The sequence below is a fragment of the Endozoicomonas sp. Z74 genome, assembly GCF_057680865.1.
The window spans coordinates 1-24244 of sequence record NZ_JBLYZI010000034.1 but is presented as its reverse complement, the minus strand read 5'-3'; the positions used below and the strand labels follow the sequence as shown (position 1 = coordinate 24244).

The following is a 24244-nucleotide window of genomic DNA, read 5'->3' as shown; positions in this document are numbered from 1 at the left end:
TTCTAAAGAACCATCCACCTGGTGATCCCAACCAATGACCGCTACCGACAAAGTTCGACTCGACAAGTGGCTCTGGGCCGCACGCTTTTACAAAACCCGGAGCATTGCCAAAGAAGCCATCGACGGAGGCAAGGTGCACCTGAACGGCCAGCGCTGCAAACCGGGCAAAGAGCCCAAGCCAGGGGACACCATTCGTTTGCGGGCGGGATGGGATGAGCGCACCGTGATCGTCCGGGCATTAAGCGACAAACGTCAGAAGGCTGAGCTGGCTCAGCAGCTTTATGAAGAAACCCCGGAAAGCCTTCAGGCCCGGGCTGACGCCGCCGAAAACCGGAAAGCGCTTCGTGGCGCCACCCCGAGACCGGAGCACCGCCCCGACAAAAAACAGAGACGGGAAATCATGAAACACAAGTCGGGCTTTTAATAGGGCGCTTTATCATCACACTGGTACCCCATTTCCCGAAACCGGGTACAGATTTTCTGGCCAAAGATGGCATGAAAGCGGGTGGTCGGGTGCACGTCGTCCCAGAATGCATATTGGTCAGGCTTGCTGCAGACCGGTGGTGTCTGGCCAGCACTCTTGAATAGATGGGCCAGTTGCGGGTTACGAAGAAACTCCGTGCTAACAACGGGCGCCATTGCCGTCATTGCTGAAGCGCCAACCAAAGAGGCAATAGCACCGGCTGGAGGTGCCTGCTCCGGGGCATCCCCTACCCCTGGTAAGCTGACCATGGCACAAGGCTCCTTGAGATTGGTGATGCCATAAGCATATGCATTATTCAACACACTCCAGAAAAGTTGCCTGGCATCCAGAAGGTGAATGGCGATGCCTTTGCCCGCGTATTTTGCTTTCATCTCATTGAGTGTGTTCAGGTGCCACTGATTGTGCAGGCTGATCAGGTATTTTGCTTCACTTCTGATTCGATAATCAGACTTCAGATACCTGGGCGCCCGGGTCATGTCGGGCATATTGACCCAGACAATATGACGCGCGCCCTGTTTCATCATTTTCTCAAGACTGCGCTTCTGTGCCTTAACCACATCACCCGGATTCCTGTGCATATTCAGATAATCATTACCCCCAAAGAAATAAACAACAACATCACGCGGGCCAAACTTTGGGTACTCCCTGAGATAGGCTTGAACCAGAAGGTCTGAACAGGGAGGAATCAGGCTTCCAGCAAACATTTTCTCCACAATCGCGGTCACTTTCTCAGTCCCGAGATGAGTGATATACCCCAGCTTATCCCTTGCGCAAAGACTCCAGCTCCCCCCATGAGATCGATTCACATAGTGCGCGGGATTCTTCTTGTCCAGGCCCAGCCGGGCTGTCAGGTACTCAGCCCATACTGGGCCGTTGCTGAACTTGCCATCGACATAAGGGGGGGCTGGTATAACAGGGATATCAAGGTGCTTCGTCAGTGACACCAGATTCAGCAGAACATATTGCTCATACAGCTTGCAATTGGCCACTTTGCACAAGGCGCTGTACAGGGAAAAACGGTCTCTCAGGAAACGATGAACATAGGGCTGAAGATAGGCACTGTCTTCCTTGTCATTCAGTACCTTCAGCAGCTGGTAAGTAGAGTTTTTGCCACCGTCATCCGTCAGGCTGTCCCCCATGAAAATCACTTTACTGACAGGCATCAGAGTTTTGACACTAGCTCCCCTGTCCTTTGCAACTTCGTCCTTTGCAGAGCCATAGCCAGTGAATAACAACATCATAACCGTAGCGGCGAACGTTGCTACATGACCGTATTGAGAAAGTTTCATCGTCAAACCAGCCGACTGCTATTAAAAACAGGTACTTGGAAAGAGCTAACACTAGCAGCTGCACATTCTGACGAAGGATCACTTCTGAATAAAAACGCAGGTGTATCGTAACAGCAGGCTATCCTTCCAAATACAGGAAGTGCCTTTTCCAAAATAATAACCATCAGGAACCCGTTGGATGAGATCAGCCCGTGGACCTCTTTCACTAAACCAGTTGAAATCTTTCCTGAACGCTAAAAGCGCCCACACAGCCTCTTCCACTATGGTCAGACTCCACAGGGGAAAAGTGACAACGGGTGACCCCATAGCCAGCTGGCTTGGCTATATCGTATACGGATTAAAAAAAGTCCTGGGCATTTACCGCTCTGTCACCTGGAAAGAGCACTGTCAGGCTCTGGCTGAGAAAGAAATGATGGGACTTGCCCGGGCAATGCCCACGTATATCAGAGGAAGGGCTGTCACAGCCTTGCAATCCAGAAAAGCCATTACCCTTGGCTTTCTGAAGCAGGCAGTGGACGAACTCGAAGCCGAAAAGCAACAATATCTGAGGTCTCCGGACGCCACCAGAAGCTTGCTCAGGGAACGACTGCAGAGAGGAGAATTAACAGACCCCGCTGAGCTGGAAGCGCTTAAAAGGCGGATACTTTACCTGGTTCAGGAGTCACCGGACTTCACCGAATACCCCAGACAGTTACAGATCGCCTCCCTGACCCAGGCCATGCTTTCAGGTATCAATGCTTCAGCAGTAACCTCAGATAACCTGCCGGACGTCCTCGCTCAGCTGGAGTTATTCTGTTGCACCGCTGCCAGTAAAGAGCAGCCTTCAGTGCCTCCTCCAGGGTTCAATTTTCACCAGACAGCCCTTGATCAAATCCATCAATACAGGGGGTCAGATCTGGCCAGGACTGCCCTGGGCGACCTGACCTACATCCTTTATCACCGGATTGACACAGCCCCCCCTGAGCAGCTCTCGGACTATCTGGCAGGACCTCAAGCGGCACACAGCCGACTACTGGATGATATTCTTTCCGGAAGTATCAGTGAGCTTGATCAACTGTCCCAGCTTCAGGAAAACGTCTATGCCAATCTTGGGGATCGGGATTACCTGACTGAGCAGTACGATGATGTGTTTGCAGGGTTTGAACTGGTTCTGAAAGCCTTCAACTGCATCCACGGAGAAATGACAGAAACCTCCATTAATGGGTGGCTGTATCAGATAGGTGAAGCCTGTGGCGTCACAGAGCATCTTCCCCCCAAACCCGCTCACCTGACAGAGAACCACTTCTCAGCCATTCAACTGGAATCCGAGCTGGTTTCAGATCTGATAAGGCACAAACAGTGTGGTGTCACTCAAAGGGCATTGGGTGATTTAACGTTTTTGCTGTATCGATTACTCCCGGAGACTGACGCAGATCCACTCCAACAGGAAGAGAAGCTGGCTTCCCGTAGAGTAAAACGGTCTCGCCGAGGCTGAAAACAGGCGGTATTCAGCTTAAAGCAGATACACAACGCCGTCTCGAATCTCAGCAGGAACCGCCTTAAGCTGATCACCGGGACAGGGGCCGGCAATACACTCCCCACTTTCAATCAGGAACTGGGCACCATGGGTGGCGCACTGAATCAATCGCTTCTCAGAATCAAGAAACTGGTCAGGCTGCCACTCCAGGTTGATTCCGAAGTGTGGGCATACATTTTCATAAACATATACCTGATCCCCCTTTCGCACAGCAAAGATCTGCCCCTTTTCATGACTGAACCCTTTACTGCCCGGGTCCTCCAGTTCTCCCAATGAACACAGTGGAATCATTCCTGCTCCGTTTTTAACGATGATCACCATCAGGACTTTAACAGCCATTCCGATACAGAAGAAACAACCCTGAATGACTAAATGGCCATGCAACTGATACCCATGCTCTCCAATGATCAGATTACCCAGGCCATCAGCCAGGTGGACAGGTTATCCGACCTCTGGGAACAAAGGCATTTTGAACTCCCCTTTTTTACCCTGGGCGCCGCCAGCTACCTGGACAGTTCAAAAATCAGCAATGTTCGGTATTATCGCAAAGCCGCCCGATTGAACCCTTTTCTGAAATCAGAATTTGACTGGCTGTATTCAAGATTGATTGAAACACTGGAGCAAGCCACCGGATACACTTGTGCTTTGGCAGATGGCCAGGCACTGCCAGGGTTTCATATCTTCAAATCCCATCGACAGTTCCTGGAACCCGTTGCCAGCCGACATATTGACCTTCAATACCAGGACTTGGAGTGGGAAGACCCGGAGTCCATCGACTTTGAACACCATACCCTGTCTTTTACTCTGGCACTGGAGCTTCCGACCAGCGGAGCAGGACTGAACACCTGGCCACAGGATAAAGAGGCTCTGGACCGGCTTCCTTTCCTGTCAGACCTGCTGCCATGGCATGGAAATAACGAAAATAGACAGTATGTGGCCTATCAGCCCGGCTACCTGGCGGTCCATTCTGGAAATCTGCTGCATCAGATCGCCCCCATTAAAACCTTTCAGCCCGATGAGCGTCGCATCACCCTGCAGGGGCACGGTGTGTTAAAAAACAGCAGCCAATACCTTTTGTACTGGTGACCAGGCTCCAGCCAGAACGTGTTATTGCCTGCCCGTTGATGCCTCCTCATCCGGAATACGAACATCAAAAGGCATTCCCCGGTGCAAAACAATCTGACTGAAATAGAGGTTAATCGCCTGAGAGGTGGTCAATCCCAGCTGTCGGAGAATCTCTTCCGCTTCTGTTTTCAGAGATTCATCCATCCGCGCCCTGACCGTTGTCTCTTTTGCCATCGTTTTATTGCACTCCCGCTATCAAAGACTGAGCACATTATGACTCTTCATTAATAGAACTGCGCCTTTGAAAAGAAAAAAATCTATCTCCGTACCAGCTACTGCTACTCCACCGTGTGAACCCGTGTACCAGGACCTTAACCGCTCTGTAAGCAATCGCTGCTACAGTCGGTGGACAATTTGCCGATTGACTCGTATCAGCCTGCCAAATATAACAATAGCTGTGGCTTATTAAAAAGGCGCCCCAGAGGCGTTGCTTCCGTGAGGCAAAAATGGCCCGTGCTGACGTCAGAAACAGGCATCATAAACACGAAAAGCACAAGTCTTAAGCAGCTCTCAAGAAATAACAGGAAGTTATTTTTAACGACAAACTGGAACCTGAGATTGGCTTTTTTCACTATGCGCAAGTTCACTCTTAATGGCCTGCTTCAAACGTTCTTTCTTCTGACAGTTCTGACTTCTGCTGCCGCAGCATCTTCGGGCTCAGAATCCGATTCAAAAAAAGCAGTCCCCACCCGACAGCAGGCCCTCTTCATCAGAGTGGAAAAAGCCCTCAAACGGGGGGACTTCAAACCCTACTTCCAACATCGGGTGAACCTCAACAGCTATCCGCTGGCTCCCTACCTTGAGTACCTGTTTCTTACCCGTCGGCTCCGCTCTATCAAACAGGAAGACGTCGACCGGTTTATCAATCAGCACCCTGATCTTCCACAGTCCGAACAACTAGCCAGCCAGTGGCTCAGTTATCTGGCAAAACAGAAACGCTGGGAAGACTACCTGGCCGCCTATCAGGAGGATGACAATGGCCGCTTTCAATGCCTGAAAGGAACTGCCCTGTTTAAGCTGGGCAAAGTAAAACAGGCCTGGGAAGAAGCCCGCCATTTGTGGCTGACCGGACAGTCACAGCATGAAGCCTGCGACTCTTTGTTTGCCAATTGGAAAGAAGCAGGAGGGCTGACCCAGAACCTGGCCATTGCCCGCTTCTGGATGGTGGCCGAAACCGGCAACACCGCCCTGGCAAAATACCTGGACCGCAGCATCACCGACCCCTCCTTCAAAGCCTCAACCCGGCTGTTCTGGCGCATTCATAACAACCCCGCACACATTGAATCCAGTCGCCTGAACGGTCGGCTTGAACACCACCGGATCATCCTGCTCCATGGTCTGAAACGGCTGATCTCCCGAGACTACGATCAGGCGGTTGAACTCTGGTTGAAACTCAGGGACATCTACCCCTTTTCCGAAGAACAAGTGTCTACCATTGATAAGCGCCTTGCTCTCAAGGCCGCCAAAAACTTTATGGGCAATGCCAGCGAGCAGATCGCCAGAATTGATCCAGACTTTCACTACCCGGATATTACCGAATGGCGCATCCGCCTGGCTCTCAAGGACCAGAACTGGGGGGAGGTTCTGGCCCTGACCAGCCAGCTGCCTCTATCCTTCCAAAAACACAGTCGCTGGCAATACTGGTCAGGCGTGGCCCGCCTGAAACTCAGTTTCAGTGATAAGAAGCAAAAAACACCTGCTCCACTGGCCACCTTAAGCCAGAAACGAAACTTCTATGCTTTTCTGGTGGCCGACCTTAAGGAACAGACATTCCAGCTGAATCACAAAGACGACGTGGTGAACCGGAAAGCCCTCCATAAACTGCAAGTCCAGTTCCAGGGCTTCAAACGTATCCGGGAATGGCTGTATCACGAACGATTGACCCGTGCCCAGTCTGAGCTAAATCGAATCCTTCCCATGCTGAGCCGTCAGCAACGCAAGCTGGTTCCCCACCTTGCCCAGCAATGGAACTGGCACCATCAGGCAATTATGATGGCGGCTCGGGAATCCATCTGGAATGACCTTGATCTCCGATTTCCATCCCCTCAATCCCGGTTATTCAACAAACATGCCCGGTTGCGCAGACTGGATTATCCCTGGGTGATCGCTATCGCCCGACAGGAAAGTGCTTTTCACCCCAGGGCGAAATCCAGTGCCGGTGCAAGGGGGCTGATGCAGCTAATGCCTGCCACTGCAAAGCAGGCGGCGCAAAAACACAGAATCCCCTATCGCAAAACCTCCGAACTGTTCAATCCGGAAACCAATATCGCCCTGGGCACCGCCCACCTGGCCTGGCTTGCCAATAATTTCGATAACAGCCGGATTTATGCGACAGCCGCCTACAATGCAGGAAGCACCCCGGTCCGGCGCTGGTTGAGAGACAGAGGGCATCTGCCCCTGGATATCTGGGTTGAAACCATCCCCTACGATGAAACCCGCAACTACGTCCAGAATGTCCTGTCCTTCCGGGTCATCTACAGCAGCCTTCAAAACCAGCCCGTTCGGATGTTCTCCCGTAAAGAGGCTGCAACTCTGACATTGGCGGAAAACCGCCAGCCCCTTGTAGTACAGAACACTCCAACAACGACAGTGCGTTGATTCCCCTGGTTCACCCGCATCAGGGGGGACAAGCTGCTAGGAGTCTGTCGGACTTATGCTTCCGAGCATAAAATTCAGTAGAACGAGTCGTATTTTTCGATGGATTTGTGCGAATAGTTGACCTATTTAATCGAATTCATCGGAAAATTTGGCCGTTCTTTCTGGATTTTAGGCCGGAATTGTCGTAAGTCCGACAGACTCCTAGAGCCAGTTCATCCAGAACCGATTCAGAGTCGGCTCCCAGTTCAGGAGGAGCCCCCTTGTACTCAACAGGGGTTCGCGACAACCGGATCGGATTTCCAGCCACTGTCACTGCACCTGCTTTCGGATGGGGCAAGGTCACCACCATCCCCCGGGACTGAATCTGCGGATCATCAAACACCTCCGCTACCGAATGAATAGGACCGGCCGGAATCCCCGCCTCTTCCAGCAAGCCAAGCCAATGGTCTCTGGAATGCTGCAAAAAGCGCTGTGCCAACTGAGGAATCAGCGCATCACGATGGGCCACTCTGGCGGCATTCGTGCTATAGCGTGAATCAGAACTCAACTGAGGCATCTCCATAACAAGACACAGTCGAGAAAACTGCAGGTCATTACCCACCGCGAGAACCAGCTCCCCATCACAGCAGACAAAACTCTGGTAGGGCACAATGTTTGGATGAGCATTGCCAAGCCTGCCCGGATTAACGCCCCCCACCAGCGCATTACTGGCCTGGTTCGCCAGGGTTGCAGCGGTCACATCCAGCAATGCCAGATCCACCTGCTGCCCCAGGCCAGAGGCTTCCCTTTCCTTAAGTGCTGCAAGAATACCCACCGTGGCATATAGCCCGGTCATAATATCGGTGACGGCCACCCCGACTTTCTGAGGCCGACCATCGGGTTCTCCGGTAATGCTCATCAGCCCACCCATGGCCTGGACCAGAAGATCGTAACCCGGTCGATGACGATAAGGCCCGGTCTGACCAAAACCGGTAATGGAACAATAAACCAGAGCCGGGTTTAACGTTTTCAGCCGCTCATAATCCAGTCCCAACCGAACCGGATCACCCACCTTGAAGTTTTCGATCAACACATCACAGGTGGCGGCAAGCTCCCGGCATTTCCTCTGATCCGCTTCTTTGCTCAAATCAAGGCACACCGATCGTTTGCCCCGGTTGGCGCAGAGGTAATATGCGGACTCTGCGGTTTCCTCTCCCCGACTGTCCTTAAGAAACGGCGGCCCCCAGGCACGGGTATCATCCCCCCGCTCCGGACGTTCCACCTTGATCACTTCCGCCCCCAGGTCCGCCAGTAACTGGCCCGCCCAGGGTCCGGCCAAGACTCTGGAAAGATCCAACACACGGATTCCCGTCAATGCCCCCATGCAACGCTCCCAGTCCATGTTGTTAGAATGCAGGAATACCCGTTTGTGCCCTTCCCAGAATCAAACCATGAATGTCGTAAGTGCCCTCATAAGTGTTCACCACTTCCAGGTTGCACATATGGCGCATGATCGGATATTCATCAGAAATGCCGTTCCCACCCAGCATATCCCTGGCCTGCCGGGCTATCTCCAGGGCCTTGCCGCAGTTGTTGCGCTTGATCAGAGAAATCAACTCCGGCGCAATGGTTCCAGACTCCATCAACTGCCCCGCCCGGACAGCTCCCTGCAACGCCAGGGCGATTTCCGTCTGCATATTGGCCAGTTTGGTCTGCACCAGCTGGGTCGCTCCCAGGGGGCGCCCAAACTGGGTTCGATCCATCACATAGTCCCGGGCCGTGTGCCAACAGTTTTCCGCAGCCCCCATCGCTCCCCAGGCAATCCCGTAACGGGCATTGTTCAGACAGCTGAACGGACCTTTCAACCCTGAAACTCCGGGCAGCATCTGGGCTTCACCCACTCGAACCTCGTCCATGACAATCTGTCCGGTTACCGACGTACGAAGCGCCAACTTGCCTTCAATTTTCGGGGTGGTCAGCCCTGTCATTCCCTGCTCCAGGACAAATCCCCGGATCTGGCCATCATCGGTTTTTGCCCAGACCACAAACACATCCGCTATCGGGCTGTTGGTAATCCAGGTCTTGGCACCACTGATGGAATATCCCCCTTCCACTTTTTTTGCCCGGGTGAGCATACCTCCCGGGTCCGAACCATGATCTGGCTCGGTTAATCCAAAGGCGCCGATCTTTTCGCCCCTGGCCAGCGCTGGCAGATACCGCTCTTTCTGGGCTTCACTGCCGAATGCATAAATCGGATACATCACCAGGGACGACTGGACACTCATCATGGAGCGGTAGCCAGAATCCACCCTTTCGATCTCCCGGGCAATCAGTCCATAGCTGACATAATCCACCCCGGCACAGTCGTATCCCTTTAACGTTGATCCCAGCAGCCCCAACTGTCCCATGGCCCGAAACAGCTCCGGATCGGTCTGCTCCTGACGGAAAGCCTCACGTACCCCGGGCAGCAGTTGTTCCCTGGCAAACTCCCGGGCGCTGTCCCGAATCTGTCGCTGCTCTTCACTGAGTTGTTGCTCCAGCAAGAAAGGGTCCTGCCAGTCCATCTGTGCCCATCCACCCATAGCGTTGTTATCTCTCTTCTGACGCATTAATAAGAAGGTTTCTGATGGAAATCAGATTACTTCTCCAGGCAAAATAAATTAAATATATATTTCATATCTATTTAATATCATTCATATATGATTTACCGGTATGGATATCCGCAAGCTTGAAATCTTTACGACAGTGGCAAGACTTGGCAGCTTCAGTGAGGCATCACGCCTGCTTCATATGGCCCAACCCGCCGTGAGCATTGCCATCCGAAAGCTGGAAGAACAGACCGGCTGCCCGCTACTGCACAGACACCGTCGTAAAATTCAACTCACTGCAGAAGGAGAGGTAGCCTATCACCAGGCCTTGAAAGTCCTGGCTGAAATGGAAAGCTTCAAAAGCCAGCTCCGGGAGGTCAACACCCTGGTCACAGGCACCGTCACTTTGCTCTGCCCGGCAATGCTGGCCAACTATGCACTGCCTGAGCTGCTGACGCCTTTTCTGGAGCAGTACCCTGGCCTGAACGCCTCAGTCCAACAGGCGGGAACAGCCAATATCCGGAAACAACTGCTCGAACAGGAGTGTGAACTGGGTGTAATAACCCTGGACAATACGCCCTCAGCCTTGAGCACTCAGCCACTGGTCAGTGAGCGAATGCAGCTGTGTGTTCCTGAAAACCACCCCTGGTCATCCAGAACAGCAATATCCATCCACGAACTCCATCATAAACCCATGGTTGTTTATCAGCCCGACTACCACCTTCGCCAGAGACTGGATCAGCTCTGCCTGAACAACAGGGTCACTCCCACCCTTAAGCTGGAAACCAACTTCCTGCCACTGATTGCTCGCATGATCCGCCAGGGGGTTGGCATCGGTGTGGGCCTGACCATGATGGCGGAAAAGGAGCCTGGCATTGTGGGCATCGACCTTGTGGAAGAGGAATCCTTTGGACTGGCACTGGCCTGGTTGAAGGGACGAACCCTTTCCAGGGCCAACCAGGCGTTTCTACATTTCCTGGCCGGAACTGAACCTGAATGATGAATCAAAGAAAATGGATGCTACCGGCGCTGCCAGATTATCAGCATGGTACTCTTCGTTACACCAGCAGTTCTTAAACCGACAGCTCCTCCCAAAATAATGCACTGAAGTACTTAATTTGATCCGGACAGGCCAACAGAAGCGCACAGGACAAGACAGCACGTGAAGTTCTGATAAACTGTCATCACCCTATTTTAAATTTCAGGAGATTCCCGTTAATGGACAGGCGCCATAAAACCCATGCTGTTCAGGTTGGACATGTCACCATCGGTGGTGATGCTCCAGTGGTGGTGCAGTCCATGACCGATACGGATACGGCGGACGTAAAACGAACGATCGACCAGATTAAGCTGCTGGCGGATGCGGGCTCAGAAATCGTGCGTATAACGGTCAATACAGAAGAGGCAGCAGCAGCCGTTCCGAAAATCTACGAAGGCCTGGCAAAGCTCAATTGTAATGTGCCGATCGTCGGCGATTTCCACTACAACGGTCATACCCTGCTGACCAAATACGATGAAACCGCCAGGCTGCTTCACAAGTACCGGATCAACCCCGGTAATGTGGGCTTCGGCAACAAGAAAGATGACCGCTTCAATACCATGATTGATGTGGCCATCAAGCACAACAAGCCGGTGAGAATCGGTGTGAACTGGGGCAGCCTGGATAAAGAACTTGCCACCCGCCTCATGGATGAGAACGCCCAGTCGGCCAACCCCAAATCGTCTCAGGAGATTCTGCACGAAGCTCTGGTGCTTTCAGCTCTGACCAGTGCAGATGCCGCCGTGAAACATGGCCTTGGAGAAGACAAGATCGTCATTTCCTGCAAGGTCTCCCGGGTTCAGGACCTGATCAGTGTCTATCAGATGCTGGCAGACCGCTGCCAATATGCTCTGCACCTGGGGTTGACCGAGGCTGGCATGGGCAGCAAGGGGATCGTTGCTTCCAGTGTCGCCATGGGGGTGCTTCTGCAGCAGGGTATTGGCAATACCATCAGAACCTCACTTACCCCGGAACCAGACGCCTCCCGGGACAAAGAAGTGATCGTCTCCCAGCAGATACTCCAGGCCCTGGATGTACGCAGTTTTTCACCGGAAGTTACGGCCTGCCCAGGCTGCGGCCGAACCACCAGCACGTTCTTCCGGGTGCTCACCGATGAAGTGGATGGGTTCCTGCGCAGCCGAATGGTCAACTGGCGGCACCAGTTTGTAGGTGTGGAAGAGATGAAAGTCGCGGTGATGGGCTGTGTGGTTAACGGGCCGGGTGAAAGCAAACACGCCAATATCGGCATCAGCCTGCCGGGAACCGGAGAGGCGCCTTCAGCCCCCGTATTTGTGGATGGCGTCAAGGTAACGACTCTCAAAGGTGACAATATCACCGAAGAATATAAACAGATGATCGAGGATTACGTTCACAAAACCTATGCCCCCAGGGATCAACTCATCGCCAGCCACTGACTGAAAATCCTCCTGCCGTACAGAACGTGCAGGAGGGCTTTTAATAAATACAACACACCCTCTGCAATCACTGCTTTAATCAAATAATGAATGGAATAATTAACCGCCAGTCACTGTCATGCCTGAACCCTCCTTCTCCTACGACTCGTTAACAGAAGAAATTATTCAATTGACGGCAGATCTGACCGCTATCCCTGCCCAGACCGACCTGGACACGGAGCAGGCCATTGCCAACTTTGTTCATGACAAATTGACCCACTTTGGTTTATCCCCAACCCTCATCGGACCTGAACAACACCCCTCTGTCCTGTGTACCCTCAAAAAAGGAAATGGGCCGGTGCTCTGGCTGGAAAGTCCCCTGGATACAGTACCTGCGGGAGACCCGGCCAACTGGAAAACGGAATCCCCCTTTAAGGCTGAAATACATGGCGATCGAATGACCGGTCGCGGCGTGGCCGATGCCCGGCTGGCAGTCGCTCTATTTTCTGTGCTGGCACGGCAGTTATCCCAGGATAACCAGTTTAAGGGAACACTGGTGCTTGCCTTTGATGCGGATGAACAGTCTGGCCGCTTTACCGGAATTCGTGAAATCATCCGTCAAGCCCCCAAACCGGATGGTATTATTCTTGGCTATCAGGGAGCCAATGAAATTTCCATTGGCGCCAGGGGCCTTTTCCGTCTCTGGCTCAAAATTCAGGGCCTTTCTGCTCACCCGGGCTCACGCTCCCGAAAAGGGGTCAACGCCATTACAATTATGACGGAGGCACTTTCAGTACTGAGACAAACCACGTTGTCAGAGTCTCAGGAAGCCTTTTTCCCTTTTGGCAGCCAACTCCAGCCGACCCTGATCAAGGGGGGGGATGCCCTGAACAAGGTTCCTGATCTCTGTGCCGCTTTTCTCGATATCCGGCTGCTTCCCTCCATGAACAAAGCCAGTGTTCTGGAACAGTTGAATACAACCATTGCCTCGGTGGTCGATGCCTTTCCTGGCAGCCACTTCAGTCTCGAAGAAGTGCAGTATTACCCAGCCTTTCTTACCCCCCCGGAATCCCGGCTGGTCCAGATTGTTCATACCGAGGCCCAGCGTGCCACCGGACAGGCTCTCCCTCTGGTTGCCAGTGGCCCTACCAGTGTGGGCTGTGTTCTGGCCCATATGGCACCAGTCATCAACTGCTTCGGTGTTCACTCCGGAAATGTTCATGCAGATAACGAATGGATTCTTCTCAAAGACATACTACCGGTTTATAACACCTGGTATCGAACGGCCCTGAATTTTTGTGACTCAATTAATGGGTAACAATCAACTATTAAAATAGCCATCAATCAAATTACCCCAACAAAAAAATAATATTAATCTCAAACCATAAACTAAACACTCCATTTATTTGACAATACTTTTGGAAAACCTATCTTTAGTTTTTAAACCAATAAGGTAAAAATCTAACATTCCCTGCCCCAGGTAAAAAGGCCTGATTATGGAACTGTCTTTCCGGATAAGGCTTATAACGACTCTTAGCGCCACCCTTGAGTTTTATGATTTTACTCTGTTTATTTTTCTTGCTCCGGCGATCGCCTATCACTTTTTTCCAGCCTCTTCAGGATTTGGAAGCATTATGCCGGTATTGATTCTGTTTTTTTCTGGCTATCTTGCCCGGTTTATTGGCGGATTGTTCTATGGTCATGGCGGTGATACCAGGGGCCGAAAACCTTATTACATGAATTCCATGATTATCATGTCTCTAAGTACCCTTGGGATTGCCCTGGTTCCCGGTTATGATTTATTGGGATCCATAGCCCCCGTTCTATTACTGGTCTTAAGAATATTACAGGGATTATCTCTCGGTGGAGAGGTACCAGGATCCCTGGTTTATGCTGCAGAATATTCCAGAAAAGGAAAAAGAGCACTTGCCACCTGTTTGATCGTCAGTGGCCTTATGCTGGGAAACGTTCTTGCCAGCGCTGTGGTTAGCCTTATTTATTATCTTTTTGAAGAACCCGCCGTTAATGAGTGGGCATGGCGCATTCCCTTTGCCTGTGGATCTGCCCTTGGCATCATTAGTCTCTGGCTACGTTATGCTTTGGATGAAACACCGGTCTACCATTCCCTGGGCAGCCTGAAAAAGCAGTCAGTACCTTGCCTTCATTTACTGAAATTCTGTCGATTTTCCTTACTGAAGGGAGTCAGCCTGGCCTCCGTGCCTGCCGTTGCTGTTTCCACTCTCTTCTATATTCCCAGATTTCAAATTGAATATCTGAAAATAAGTGATATTTCTATTTTCTCACTCAGCTTTATCATCTTTTCATTGATTGCCGCTCTTGGTCTGGTGTTTTCTATCTGCTCTGACAAAATAGGCCGACTCCCTTTCATTCGTTGCAGTGCTCTGACAATGATACTTCTTGTGCCAGGAGCCACTTATCTACTCGTAAATGGTTATCTATCACTAGCCTGGTCTCTCACTCCCCTGATTTTATCCCTCTCCATGATCAATGGTGTTTATGAAGCGTCCATGATTGAACTCTTTTCCACAGAAAATCGCTATAGCGGCGTAGCCTTATGTCACAATCTGGCATACTGCCTGTTTGGCGGGGCAACCCCCATGCTTCTGGAGTGGTTATGTAGCCATGGATGGCTGATCGCCCCTGGTATATGGCCAGCCTTGACTACCTGCCTACTAATGTTGCTTGCATTTCGCTGGAAAGACAATTACCAGAAAGAGCTCAAAAATATTTAAATAACGCCCTGTTATCAATAAAGGATGAGTAATAAAAATTCTATTTACATCTCAACCTTTTATTTGACAACACTCATTCCATAGCTATCTTTTTGCTTTTGAACAACATTATTCAAAAAATTTTGGAGCATTTTTTTTCGACACCCATTTCCTTCCATGATTAAGGCTATCCGTTTTTATCAATAACTAAGAACCAATACGAATGTACAATATGAACCCTCTTCTTCGATTAAGAGCCATCACTACATTAAGCGCGACTCTGGAGTTTTTTGACTTTACCCTTTTGATCTTCCTGGCTCCCGTCATGGCCGCCAATTTTTTCCCCGCCTCTTCAGGGCTCGGGGGGATTATGCCTGTACTGATGCTTTTCTTTGCAGGCTATCTGGCCCGTTTTTTTGGCGGTTTGTTCTTTGCCCACGGTGGTGACACCAGAGGGCGTAAACGCTATTACATGATTTCGATCATCACCATGTCCCTGAGCACACTGGGTATTGCTTTGCTTCCAACCCATGAACTCTGGGGAGCAATGGCTCCCTTTACCCTGCTGGTACTCCGGATTCTTCAAGGACTGTCTCTGGGGGGAGAAATCCCCGGATCGGTGGTCTTTGCCTCAGAATATACAGGCCAGGCCAAAAGAGGATTGGTGACAGGTCTGGTAGTCAGCGGAGTAACGTTTGGCAATGTGCTTGCCAGCGGTTCTGTCGCCCTGCTTTTTTACCTGTTAGGTGAACAGGCTGTCTACGAATGGGGCTGGCGCATTCCCTTTCTGCTGGGTTCCGGGCTCGGGCTGATCAGCCTATGGCTTCGGCGTTCTCTCGAAGAAACCCCTGTTTATAAGTCCATGAACAGAGAAAGAAAACAAACATGGCCAAGCCTTCACCTGCTTAAAAAGAACGGAATGGATCTAACCAGGGGAGTCATTCTGTCCGGTGTTCCTGCAGTGGCCATTTCGGTTCTGTTTTTCATGCCCCGTTACGAACAGCATTATCTTGGGTTGAATCAGACAACAGTTCTATCAATGAGTTTCATTGCTTTTTTACTGCTGGCCTCCATCAGCCTGGTTATGGCGATATTATCAGACCGTATCGGCAGACTTCCTTTGATCTGGTCAGGTGCCTTTATCATGCTGTTTGCAGTCCCTGCCTCCCTGTTTTTCCTGAGCAGAGGGGTACTTTCGCCTTTTATGGCAATTCTTCCTCTGCTGATCTCTGCAGGAATGATCATGGGCATCTACGAAGCCAGTATGGTAGAGCTCTTCTCAACTGAAACCCGTTATACCGGTGTCGCTTTCTGCCACAACCTTGCATTCAGTTTTTTTGGAGGAATCACTCCAATGATGCTGGAGTGGCTTTGCAGCAAAGGCTACCTTCTTGCTCCAGGGCTCTGGCCCGCCACCCTGAGCATGCTGCTTATTCTTCTGGCAATCCGCTGGGAAGACCGATATCAGTTGCAACTGGATAGCATTTAGCATTTAAAAAAACTGAAACTTTACCTACCAACTCGATGTTTCCATGAAATCAACCGATATCAGTGCTCATTAATGGACACGGTTCGTTCCTCTGAGTATACGACTCTTCCTTTTCTGCTCAGAACAACCTTAACCCGTGCTTCTTCAGAAGCGTCTCTCCCCGTGACAGTAGCACTGAACTTCAATGAATTTTCGCTGTCCCCAATTTCCAGCTCACCTTCTTCGCCACTAAGCACCCTCAGAGAAGGGTTAAGCGCCAATAATACCTGCTTGCCCTGAGCTTCTTCCAAAACCAGGTTTACATCATAAACACCAGGCTGTTCCGTGGAGACAAGGCTGACCTGACTCGTAAAAGCGACCTCCTGATGATCACAACCGAACAACACAAGAGCAAGGCTAACAAAGGCAAACCGAATAAAGCGACTCATGGTGATACAGACCATTCTCCAAAAGGGTAGTCTTTATAAGATTTTATTCAGGAATGATCAACTGAAGTCTGGAGACTGCCGGAGCTATGCTTGCTATACCAGCCTTGGTATCCGAAAAAAACCGGTTCATTATTTGGAGACTGGAATTTGAAATTCTGCCAATCAGCTGTATTTCTGGCTGCTCAGCTTTTCAATAGCATCAAGGCACCCCTTATAAAGCAGGGGTTCCATATCTTTTGAATCAAACGTTGGTTGAAATGGCAGAATCCCTCTGATTGAAAAAATACGAGAGAAAAACGCCTTCCACCCCAGGCAGGCCCGGCACTGCACTTCCTGAAGGGTTTTTCCCGTATTAATCCGGTATATTCTGGCCTTAACCTGAATCTTTGGGCGCCAGAAAAAGAAGAGTCTATGACCCGCTAATGAACCTGACAGTCCTGCTCCCAGCTGATACCTGGGCACAATGATATCAATTGCCAGATCACGATCTTCCGGGGAGCGAATGTCTCTGGCCAGTGGCAGCTCAAAAATGTCTCTTAATTTTGTCGTTAAAATACAGTCAAAATTTTCCGCCCCCATCAGACTCCACTGGTCAATAAACCGCTTCCAGTCTTGCCTTTTGACGACAAAAACATCCCCAAGGTATAACCTTGGTTGAGGTTTTCTTTTCTGAAAAAAACGCATCCTGTCACCTGTTTTCTTATTGATTGTTCAGGATCAGAATTGAATATCCGGGCAGCATGCTAACATCGGAAGTCACTTTAGCCCTTCACTTTTTCAGTCTATTGACAGTACTGACATACAGATTACCCCGCCATGAAATGCTAGCAGCCTGTCGGGCTCACCACAGGCTGCTAGACGGGTAACACCATCACTCAGGTTTCAGGGTCAAAGTATACTTTGTCTCTCCGGGAAGAAAAGAAGAGGCGGCCCCTTCCACCCAATCCTCATAACCCGCTTTAAAAAAGGGAGAGAGCGGATGGCCACTCTGGCCTCCAGGCATATGAAAGATGGCCTCCTGCTCCCTGCCCGGGGCAACAATCATACGCTGGGAAACCCCTTTATCCGGCTTCTGTGCTCGTGGCATCCATATATCCCCCGCCAGAGGGACAGCAGGCATGTTCAACCATTTCCCGATACCCGGTAAAGCACTGCTCAAAGGGTGTTTTATATCGGCCCGGTTTCTTTCCCCCCAGGTGGCAGTGGATAACTTATCCACACCACCGAGTTTAATCACCACTTCATCCACCGTTTCAATCAAAAGCTCATCCCAGGTACCGTATTCAGGAGAAAGCCAGTTCATAGGACGCTCATCCAGAAGGCGCCAGATCATTTCCGTCTCATGATTCAGTTTCTGCATGAACCCATCATCAACATCTGTACGGGCCTCAGGTGAGAGAGAAAGGAAGTACCGTCCCAGTGAAGAGAGGATTTTCAATTTCAAAGCATCGTTATATTCCCTGAGCAGTCGATACCCCACATCATCCGTTGCCGCCATGGCAGCCCCGTTATCCACAAGCTCATAAAAGCGCTGCCGCCCGGCATGGCCAGCCCCGCTATCTTCAGACAAGCCATCAGACAATGTTGTCAGCAAAAGACGACGCCATTTATTCATGTAGAGCGCCCGATGATCAAGAGCCACGTCCAACATGGCTAACTCATCCACAGAGTCCAGTGCCATCAAGGCATCTCGGATCTGCATCTGACGCGGCCCCAGGGCATACCCCCCATTACCGATTTTCTGATAGTCACTGCCGCTGGCAATCCGGGCATTGGCCGTCCATATTCTCTGGGTCGGTGGATTAACCACTCGAGGGTAATCCACCGCAGGGAGCCAGCCATCCCAGTTTTTATCCGCCTTCTGCCAGGGCAGTGGATAAGTAGAATCAATCCCTGAGCGGTTAGGGATGCGCCCAGCCACCGTCCAGCCGATATTCCCTTCCCGGTCACCGGTGGTGAAATTCTGGGGAGGGATACCGCTGGTATTGGCAATAGCCATGGCCTGGTCAATATTGCTGGCCAGTTCCAGGTGCAGCAAATTAACATTGGTCGCTTCTGGCTGATGGGCTGTCCAGCGCAAAGCGTAACGGGTCTTGTCATAGGCCGACTCAATAACCGGCCCCCAGTGGGTTCCCTGATAGTCAACCTCTACCGGTTCCTGCCCTTTCACACGGATGACTTCTTTCCATACTGCCAAAGGCCGGAGCCCTTCCGGCGTCCTGTACTGATTCCCCTGAATATCAAGTTCCACCAGATCGACCCAGTCACCGGCCGTATTGGTAAAGCCCCAGGCCACATTGGTGTTACTGCCCACCACAATGATAGGAGTGCCAGGCAATGTCACTCCAGTGATATCCACAGTCTCGCCCGGTTGATCCGGGTGTGGATAAGTCAACCGGGCACGATACCAGAGGGTGGGCACCCTGTGACTGAGGTGCATATCATCTTCTACGATGGCACCACCATGTTCCGTCAGCTTTCCGGAAACCGCCCAGTTATTGCTACCAATAACACTGTCTCCCAAATCCGCTTCCTGGTATGTACCCGCAAGATTGGCATAGAGTTCGGGCGGCTGACTTCTCAGATTGACCAGCTCTTCGCCAGGCGTAGGCACCAGAGCCAGTTCACCCGGTTGTATAGGAGAATCCCACCGGGTTTTCAGGGGCGAAAGGAAATCAATCACCACAGTAGGCACCACTCTACTGAGATACCCTTTCAGATTATCCAGCTTGACCTCATCATCATTGAGATCCATGTACATACTGAATACAGAGAGAAAAGTATCTTCATTCCGCCAGGGTACCGGCTCAGCATTCAGCAACAGGTATTCAAAAGGCTTGGCGGCGAGATCCCCAAGACCTCGATTAACCCCGGCAGTATAAGCCTCTAACAGGGCTCGCTGTTCATCGGGAACCTGCCGGACCACTACACTAGCTACGTCTCTAAACCGGTGTTTCCGCTGTTTTTTGTCATGCTCAAGAGCGACAGCGCCAACCAGTTCAGACAGCTCTCCTGCAGAGTTTCTCCGGTTCAGATCCATCTGGAAAAAACGTTCCTGTCCGTGGAGATAGCCGGTGGCAAAAGCCAGGTCATTGCGGTAGCTCCCCTCTATATGGGGCACTCCCAGCTTATCGCGCTTCACAGTGACTGAAGATTGCAACACTGGAACCTTAACCTCTCCATCCAGAGCGGGAAGGCTTTGACGCAATAGAATAAACACACTGAGAATGACAACAAACAAAAGTGCTGTCAGCAGAAAAAAGCCCCGCTTCAGCCAGGTCATCATAGGGGTACTCCACTTATCGTTATTATTATCAAGGCCGGAAACTATCATAGTTTGTTTCTGGAAGCTTCGAAATAGAGCGATGGCCTATCAAAAATTGTGTTTTATTCCTTAAAGGAATTAGGGATATAATGCCCCGTTTTCTTACTGGTGCAGGCTCCTTTCTGTACCTGAGTTCCCTCACCTCAGCCAAAAAGGATTTGCAATGCAAAAGAGCAATAGCAGCCTCAACCTGATTTTCCTGCTTTCGGTTTTTCACATCATCACCATTACCGCCAGTAACTATCTGGTACAGATTCCGTTCCAGCTGGGAGGTCTGCACACCACCTGGGGGGCCTTTACTTTTCCCTTTATTTTCCTGGCCACCGATTTAACCGTAAGAATCTATGGTTCAGAGCAGGCTCGTAAAATCATATTCCTGGCCATGTTCCCGGCCCTGCTGATTTCCTATCTGGTGTCTGTTCTGTTTGTGGATGGCGCGTTTCAGGGCATTGAGAGCCTGGCCCGGTTTAACCTGTTTGTCGCCCGGATCGCCGTTGCCAGCTTTGCCGCTTATCTGATTGGCCAGATCATGGATATCACTGTGTTCAACCGTCTCCGGCTGTATGCGGCATGGTGGGTAGCCCCTGCATGCTCCACCGTGGCCGGCAACCTGATCGATACCCTTAGCTTTTTCAGCCTGGCCTTTGCCGGTTCCGCAGACCCTTTCATGGCCACTCACTGGATGGAAATCGCCATGGTGGATTACGGCTACAAGCTTCTAATCAGTCTGCTGTTCTTCCTGCCTATGTACGGCGTTCTGTTGAACTTCCTGGTTCATAAACTCAATATTCCCCTTAATGTGGCTCCCAAACAGGCCGTTGTGAGAAGCTGAGTAACATCTACAACCACCAGTCAATGTACTGCCTTCCGGGCAATCGCCCGGAAGGGATGATCAGGCCCAGCCACCGTATGTGTGGCATACCAGCAGTCATGATGAATGCCCTGTAACACTGGAGCCAGGGGCCAGGACTTGTGAGAAAGAAGCCAGAGCCTCAACAGCAGGCGCCCTTTCTCCCCCACCGGGTCCGTAAATCCGGTTCGTCCATGCAATATCATGTGATTGTTGTATATCGCCAGATCTCCAGGCTCCATCTCAAACCCATGACATAGTTCCGAACTTTCGGCCAGATTCTGAAAACACTCAATGGCTGCCAGTTGCTTATCACTCAAGGGCTCTCCTAGAGTTCCAGCGCCCTTGATGATCAATGACTTGACGAACTGAACCGTCAACCTGCCCTCTCTTCGGGAAAACACAGGCCAGCGAAAGGGCGTAACCGTCCCGCCTTCCCCTTTCCGGATACTGTCAGAAAGCTGACAGCGAAACCCATGAGAAAGCACCTTTAAAAGCTCAGGAGCCTGATCAACAATGGCATTGTACACGGCATAACCACTGGCCAATCTGCTGACTCCACCATGGCTGGATGGCCTGACATTCAATAGCATGACAAGGTCGCCACGGTCCCGATGCATCTCCAGCTCCTTCCTTGTTCGAAACCCTCTGGCACCGGGCTTTTCTCCAAACTCATCCTCGACCCGCCCCAGCAACTCTCCCTTAACAGACTGGGCGATCGGCGTACCAAGGCTCTGCCCCAGCATCCAGAATAATAAGTCTCTTTCTCTGGGTGAGAAGCGATCCAGTGGAAAACCTTTAAGAATCAGAGCCCCTCTGCCAGAAAAAAGCCTGGCCTGCCATCGGCTAATCGATGGTTTCAGGCTTTTAAAGACGTCAGACCCCACCCACAGGGACTCCACCCTGTTACTTTTCAAGTGATGGCGATAACAGGCAACAATCCGTTCCAGTGACTCAAGCTCATCGTCGGTGAAACGTTCACTGAAAGCGGCAATGCTGCCCGTTTCTGATCGAGTCCATGCAGCTGGGTGCATGACAGGCGACTGATGCATAACAATGCCTTAAAAAACCAGCAGCCTTTAAAGTAGCTCAGAAAAGACGTGATAGATAAAGTGGTTATTCTTTAATCGCAGCTGTCACTGAAATCTCTACCAGTAACTCCGGCCTCGCCATGCTGGCTTCCACGCAGGCTCTTGCCGGAGCGTGCCCTTCAGGCACCCAGGCATCCCAGACAGCGTTCATTTCAGAAAATAGCGCCATATCCTTGATGTAGATGGTTGCCGACAGCATATGCTCCCGGTCACTGCCTGCCTGCTCAAGCAAACCATCCACTTTAGCCAGCATGGTTTCCGTCTGCTCTCTGATTCCCTTACTGGCATCAGCGGCTACCTGGCCGCACAGGTAGACAGTACCATTGTGTTTAACAATCCGGCTCATACGTTGCTTGATTTCCTGACGCTCAATCATCATGCAAAACTTCTCCATGCACAGTGTTAAATGGGCCAGAATCTTATCAACAGCTACCTCGAAAACCTATTGCTGATAACCGCCCTCTTTGGGAGAAGCGGACTTTACAGTCAACACGAACCTAGGAAGAAAATACTGGACACTTTGGGAGCGGGAGATGGGCACAATACTCTGGATCGTTATTTACCTTATCATGCTGACATGGTCTTTTATTAATCCAGAAAACTATTTCATCTGGTTTCTGGAAGTGACACCAGCAATCATAGGCGCATTGGCATTGTTACTGACGCGCAGTCGCTTTCCACTGACACCCCTGGCTTACACACTTGTACTCTGCCATTGCATGATACTCTTTATCGGTGGTCACTATACCTATGCAGAAGTGCCATTATTTAATGACCTGAAAGGATGGCTGGGGTCAGACAGAAATAACTTCGACAAGCTGGGGCACTTTTTTCAAGGCCTGGTACCAGCCCTGATTGCACGGGAAATTATCATCCGAAAGCATATTATTAACGGTGTACACTGGCAGGCTTTCTTCACTCTCTGCTTCTGTCTGGCTCTGAGTGCTTTCTACGAACTCGTTGAATGGTGGGTAGCTCTGGCAACCGGCGAGAGCGCTGATGCATTTTTAGGAACCCAGGGGTATGTATGGGACACTCAGTCTGATATGGGCCTGGCGCTCATTGGAGCCACATTCACCCTTCTCACTTTAAGCCGACTTCACAACCTGCAGATTAAAAAACTTGGTATTAACGATGATTTGCAATTCCCCAATAATTGAAGGCAGCCGGTCTCCATCCAGAAATGTACATGGCATCCATGCTGCGGATACTAAACCCGGCTTGTTCTATCAAATCGGGAATGGGCCGATTGAGGTTACACCCCCCTGCTATCCTTCCCCAAAGAGGGGTTAAACGGTTTTGCCATCGCTTCACGCCTTCGTCCGGTGCCAGGCCATGTTCACAAAACAAAAGACTACCACCAGGCTTGAGCACCCTGTGCACCTCTCCAAGCGCAGAGGGTACGTCAGCAATCGTACAAATAGTGTATATCATTACTACAGTATCAGCGCTGCCATCATGCAGTGGAATATTCTCAGCAGATGCCTCAATGAACTCAACTTCGAAGCCAAGATTCCTTTGTTTGTTACGCGCTAAAGACCATGACTCTCTGGAGGGATCTAAACCCCATAAATGCTTGACCTTTTCCGGAGTATAGAAAGGCAGGCTAAGTCCCGACCCTATTCCTATCTCCAAAACCCGCCCTTCTGCCAGAGGTACAACCTTCTCACGCTGTTTCGTCATCGGCTTTAAGCCGCATGCACAATTAAGCAGCCGTGGAAGTAAATACTTTTCGTATATATTCATTGAAATGAGTCAAAAGGCTATTTTCAATAGTATAACTGCACGCACAAATATTACGCTTTAGGTTGCTACTGAGCATCGCGAAGCGCAACAATCACAGAAGATGCATAAAACAACTAATAATGAAACGGATGGATGCAGGCGGTTTTTTTTGCCTATAACAAAAACCCCAATCGATTGCTCGACTGGGGTTTTCTAATAAGTGCCTGGCGATGACCTACTCTCACATGGGGAAACCCCACACTACCATCGGCGATCCGTCATTTCACTACTGAGTTCGGGATGGGATCAGGTGGTTCTAACGCTCTATGGTCGCCAGGCGAAACTTTAACAAGAGAAACCTATTTCTCTCGTCTGGAATCCGGTAATTAAGCTGTTTTCTTGCTTCACACTCTTGCGTATGGCTTCAACTGACAACCGGTCTCTGACCTCTGTCAACTGATTTCTAAATCGCTTTGGCGTTATATGGTCAAGCCGCACGAGTCATTAGTATTGGTTAGCTCAATGCCTCACAGCACTTACACACCCAACCTATCAACGTCATAGTCTTTAACGGCTCTTCAGGGACCTCTAA

Annotated in this window: 22 protein-coding genes and 2 rRNA genes; 11 read left to right on the top strand and 13 right to left on the bottom strand. The window is 50.8% G+C overall.

From position 1 onward, the window contains the following. The first annotated feature begins 34 nt into the window (after positions 1-34). Positions 35-424 carry a ribosome-associated heat shock protein Hsp15 gene (gene hslR / locus ACNRUY_RS11895; protein ID WP_488111854.1) on the top strand — a complete coding sequence of 130 codons (390 nt, stop codon included), beginning with the start codon at positions 35-37 and terminating at the stop codon, positions 422-424. Here the strand turns inward: hslR and ACNRUY_RS11890 are convergent. Beyond that, entirely contained in the window at positions 421-1773 is a 1353-nt protein-coding gene (locus tag ACNRUY_RS11890) for an SGNH/GDSL hydrolase family protein (RefSeq protein ID WP_488111853.1), read from the bottom strand. The two genes, hslR and ACNRUY_RS11890, sit on opposite strands and share 4 nt — an antisense overlap. A 178-nt stretch (positions 1774-1951) precedes the next feature. Here ACNRUY_RS11890 and ACNRUY_RS11885 point away from each other — a divergent pair, with 178 nt between their 5' ends. After that, the gene (locus tag ACNRUY_RS11885) at positions 1952-3247 is read left to right on the top strand and encodes a hypothetical protein (RefSeq protein WP_488111852.1); all 1296 of its coding nucleotides are present in this window, start codon (positions 1952-1954) and stop codon (positions 3245-3247) included. 18 nt (positions 3248-3265) lie between these two features. On the opposite strand, the gene ACNRUY_RS11880 is transcribed toward ACNRUY_RS11885, so the two are convergent. Next, positions 3266-3628 (bottom strand): Rieske (2Fe-2S) protein, encoded by a 363-nt coding sequence (locus ACNRUY_RS11880; protein ID WP_488111851.1) that lies wholly within the window; start codon positions 3626-3628, stop codon positions 3266-3268. Between the two features lie 33 nt (positions 3629-3661). Between ACNRUY_RS11880 and ACNRUY_RS11875 the strand changes: the two genes are divergently transcribed. After that, the gene (locus ACNRUY_RS11875; RefSeq protein ID WP_488111850.1) at positions 3662-4375 is read left to right on the top strand and encodes a hypothetical protein; all 714 of its coding nucleotides are present in this window, start codon (positions 3662-3664) and stop codon (positions 4373-4375) included. Positions 4376-4396: 21 nt separating this feature from the next. Here the strand turns inward: ACNRUY_RS11875 and ACNRUY_RS11870 are convergent, their stop codons facing one another. Further along, on the bottom strand, positions 4397-4588 hold the full coding sequence (locus ACNRUY_RS11870) for a type II toxin-antitoxin system RelB/DinJ family antitoxin (RefSeq protein ID WP_488111849.1): 192 nt from the start codon (positions 4586-4588) through the stop codon (positions 4397-4399). Positions 4589-4972: 384 nt separating this feature from the next. Between ACNRUY_RS11870 and ACNRUY_RS11865 the strand changes: the two genes are divergently transcribed. Further along, on the top strand, positions 4973-7012 hold the full coding sequence (locus ACNRUY_RS11865; RefSeq protein WP_488111848.1) for a transglycosylase SLT domain-containing protein: 2040 nt from the start codon (positions 4973-4975) through the stop codon (positions 7010-7012). Between the two features lie 136 nt (positions 7013-7148). Here the strand turns inward: ACNRUY_RS11865 and ACNRUY_RS11860 are convergent, their stop codons facing one another. Both ACNRUY_RS11860 and ACNRUY_RS11855 read right to left on the bottom strand, forming a co-directional pair. Further along, the gene (locus ACNRUY_RS11860; protein WP_488111847.1) at positions 7149-8393 is read right to left on the bottom strand and encodes a CaiB/BaiF CoA transferase family protein; all 1245 of its coding nucleotides are present in this window, start codon (positions 8391-8393) and stop codon (positions 7149-7151) included. A gap of 4 nt (positions 8394-8397) precedes the next feature. Then, the gene (locus ACNRUY_RS11855) at positions 8398-9600 is read right to left on the bottom strand and encodes an acyl-CoA dehydrogenase (protein ID WP_488111846.1); all 1203 of its coding nucleotides are present in this window, start codon (positions 9598-9600) and stop codon (positions 8398-8400) included. A 103-nt stretch (positions 9601-9703) separates the two neighbouring features. Here ACNRUY_RS11855 and ACNRUY_RS11850 point away from each other — a divergent pair, with 103 nt between their 5' ends. The 5 genes from ACNRUY_RS11850 to ACNRUY_RS11830 all read left to right on the top strand — a co-directional run bounded on the left by ACNRUY_RS11850 (position 9704) and on the right by ACNRUY_RS11830 (position 16233). After that, entirely contained in the window at positions 9704-10579 is an 876-nt protein-coding gene (locus ACNRUY_RS11850) for a LysR family transcriptional regulator (protein ID WP_488111845.1), read from the top strand. 218 nt (positions 10580-10797) lie between these two features. Next, entirely contained in the window at positions 10798-12033 is a 1236-nt protein-coding gene (ispG, locus tag ACNRUY_RS11845) for a flavodoxin-dependent (E)-4-hydroxy-3-methylbut-2-enyl-diphosphate synthase (protein WP_488111844.1), read from the top strand. A 118-nt stretch (positions 12034-12151) separates the two neighbouring features. After that, positions 12152-13330 carry a M20 family metallopeptidase gene (locus tag ACNRUY_RS11840; protein ID WP_488111843.1) on the top strand — a complete coding sequence of 393 codons (1179 nt, stop codon included), beginning with the start codon at positions 12152-12154 and terminating at the stop codon, positions 13328-13330. A gap of 178 nt (positions 13331-13508) precedes the next feature. After that, positions 13509-14765, top strand: a complete 1257-nt coding sequence (locus tag ACNRUY_RS11835) for an MFS transporter (RefSeq protein ID WP_488111842.1) — start codon at positions 13509-13511, stop codon at positions 14763-14765. 202 nt (positions 14766-14967) lie between these two features. After that, on the top strand, positions 14968-16233 hold the full coding sequence (locus ACNRUY_RS11830; protein WP_488111841.1) for an MFS transporter: 1266 nt from the start codon (positions 14968-14970) through the stop codon (positions 16231-16233). Positions 16234-16292: 59 nt separating this feature from the next. Here ACNRUY_RS11830 and ACNRUY_RS11825 read toward each other — a convergent pair whose 3' ends face one another. From ACNRUY_RS11825 to ACNRUY_RS11815, 3 genes are all read right to left on the bottom strand, one after another. Then, positions 16293-16661 carry a hypothetical protein gene (locus tag ACNRUY_RS11825; protein WP_488111840.1) on the bottom strand — a complete coding sequence of 123 codons (369 nt, stop codon included), beginning with the start codon at positions 16659-16661 and terminating at the stop codon, positions 16293-16295. Positions 16662-16823: 162 nt separating this feature from the next. After that, positions 16824-17345, bottom strand: a complete 522-nt coding sequence (locus ACNRUY_RS11820; RefSeq protein ID WP_488111839.1) for a hypothetical protein — start codon at positions 17343-17345, stop codon at positions 16824-16826. 187 nt (positions 17346-17532) lie between these two features. Further along, entirely contained in the window at positions 17533-19995 is a 2463-nt protein-coding gene (locus ACNRUY_RS11815; protein WP_488111838.1) for a penicillin acylase family protein, read from the bottom strand. A 154-nt stretch (positions 19996-20149) separates the two neighbouring features. Here ACNRUY_RS11815 and ACNRUY_RS11810 point away from each other — a divergent pair, with 154 nt between their 5' ends. Beyond that, on the top strand, positions 20150-20818 hold the full coding sequence (locus tag ACNRUY_RS11810; protein WP_488111837.1) for a 7-cyano-7-deazaguanine/7-aminomethyl-7-deazaguanine transporter: 669 nt from the start codon (positions 20150-20152) through the stop codon (positions 20816-20818). Positions 20819-20838: 20 nt separating this feature from the next. On the opposite strand, the gene ACNRUY_RS11805 is transcribed toward ACNRUY_RS11810, so the two are convergent. Then, positions 20839-21888 carry a TauD/TfdA family dioxygenase gene (locus ACNRUY_RS11805; RefSeq protein WP_488111836.1) on the bottom strand — a complete coding sequence of 350 codons (1050 nt, stop codon included), beginning with the start codon at positions 21886-21888 and terminating at the stop codon, positions 20839-20841. A gap of 64 nt (positions 21889-21952) precedes the next feature. Then, positions 21953-22306, bottom strand: coding sequence for a RidA family protein (locus tag ACNRUY_RS11800; RefSeq protein ID WP_488111835.1), 354 nt, complete (start codon positions 22304-22306; stop codon positions 21953-21955). An 85-nt stretch (positions 22307-22391) separates the two neighbouring features. On the opposite strand from ACNRUY_RS11800, the gene ACNRUY_RS11795 reads away from it, so the two are divergent. Continuing rightward, positions 22392-23087 (top strand): DUF2238 domain-containing protein, encoded by a 696-nt coding sequence (locus tag ACNRUY_RS11795; RefSeq protein WP_488111834.1) that lies wholly within the window; start codon positions 22392-22394, stop codon positions 23085-23087. Here the strand turns inward: ACNRUY_RS11795 and ACNRUY_RS11790 are convergent. The 3 genes from ACNRUY_RS11790 to ACNRUY_RS11780 all read right to left on the bottom strand — a co-directional run. Next, a complete protein-coding gene (locus tag ACNRUY_RS11790) occupies positions 23056-23610 on the bottom strand; it encodes a class I SAM-dependent methyltransferase (RefSeq protein ID WP_488111833.1) in 555 nt (184 codons plus the stop codon). The genes ACNRUY_RS11795 and ACNRUY_RS11790 overlap by 32 nt on opposite strands. Before the next feature lie 264 nt (positions 23611-23874). Continuing rightward, positions 23875-23990, bottom strand: a 5S ribosomal RNA gene (rrf, locus tag ACNRUY_RS11785). A gap of 145 nt (positions 23991-24135) precedes the next feature. Beyond that, positions 24136-24244, bottom strand: a 23S ribosomal RNA gene (locus ACNRUY_RS11780); the annotation flags it as partial.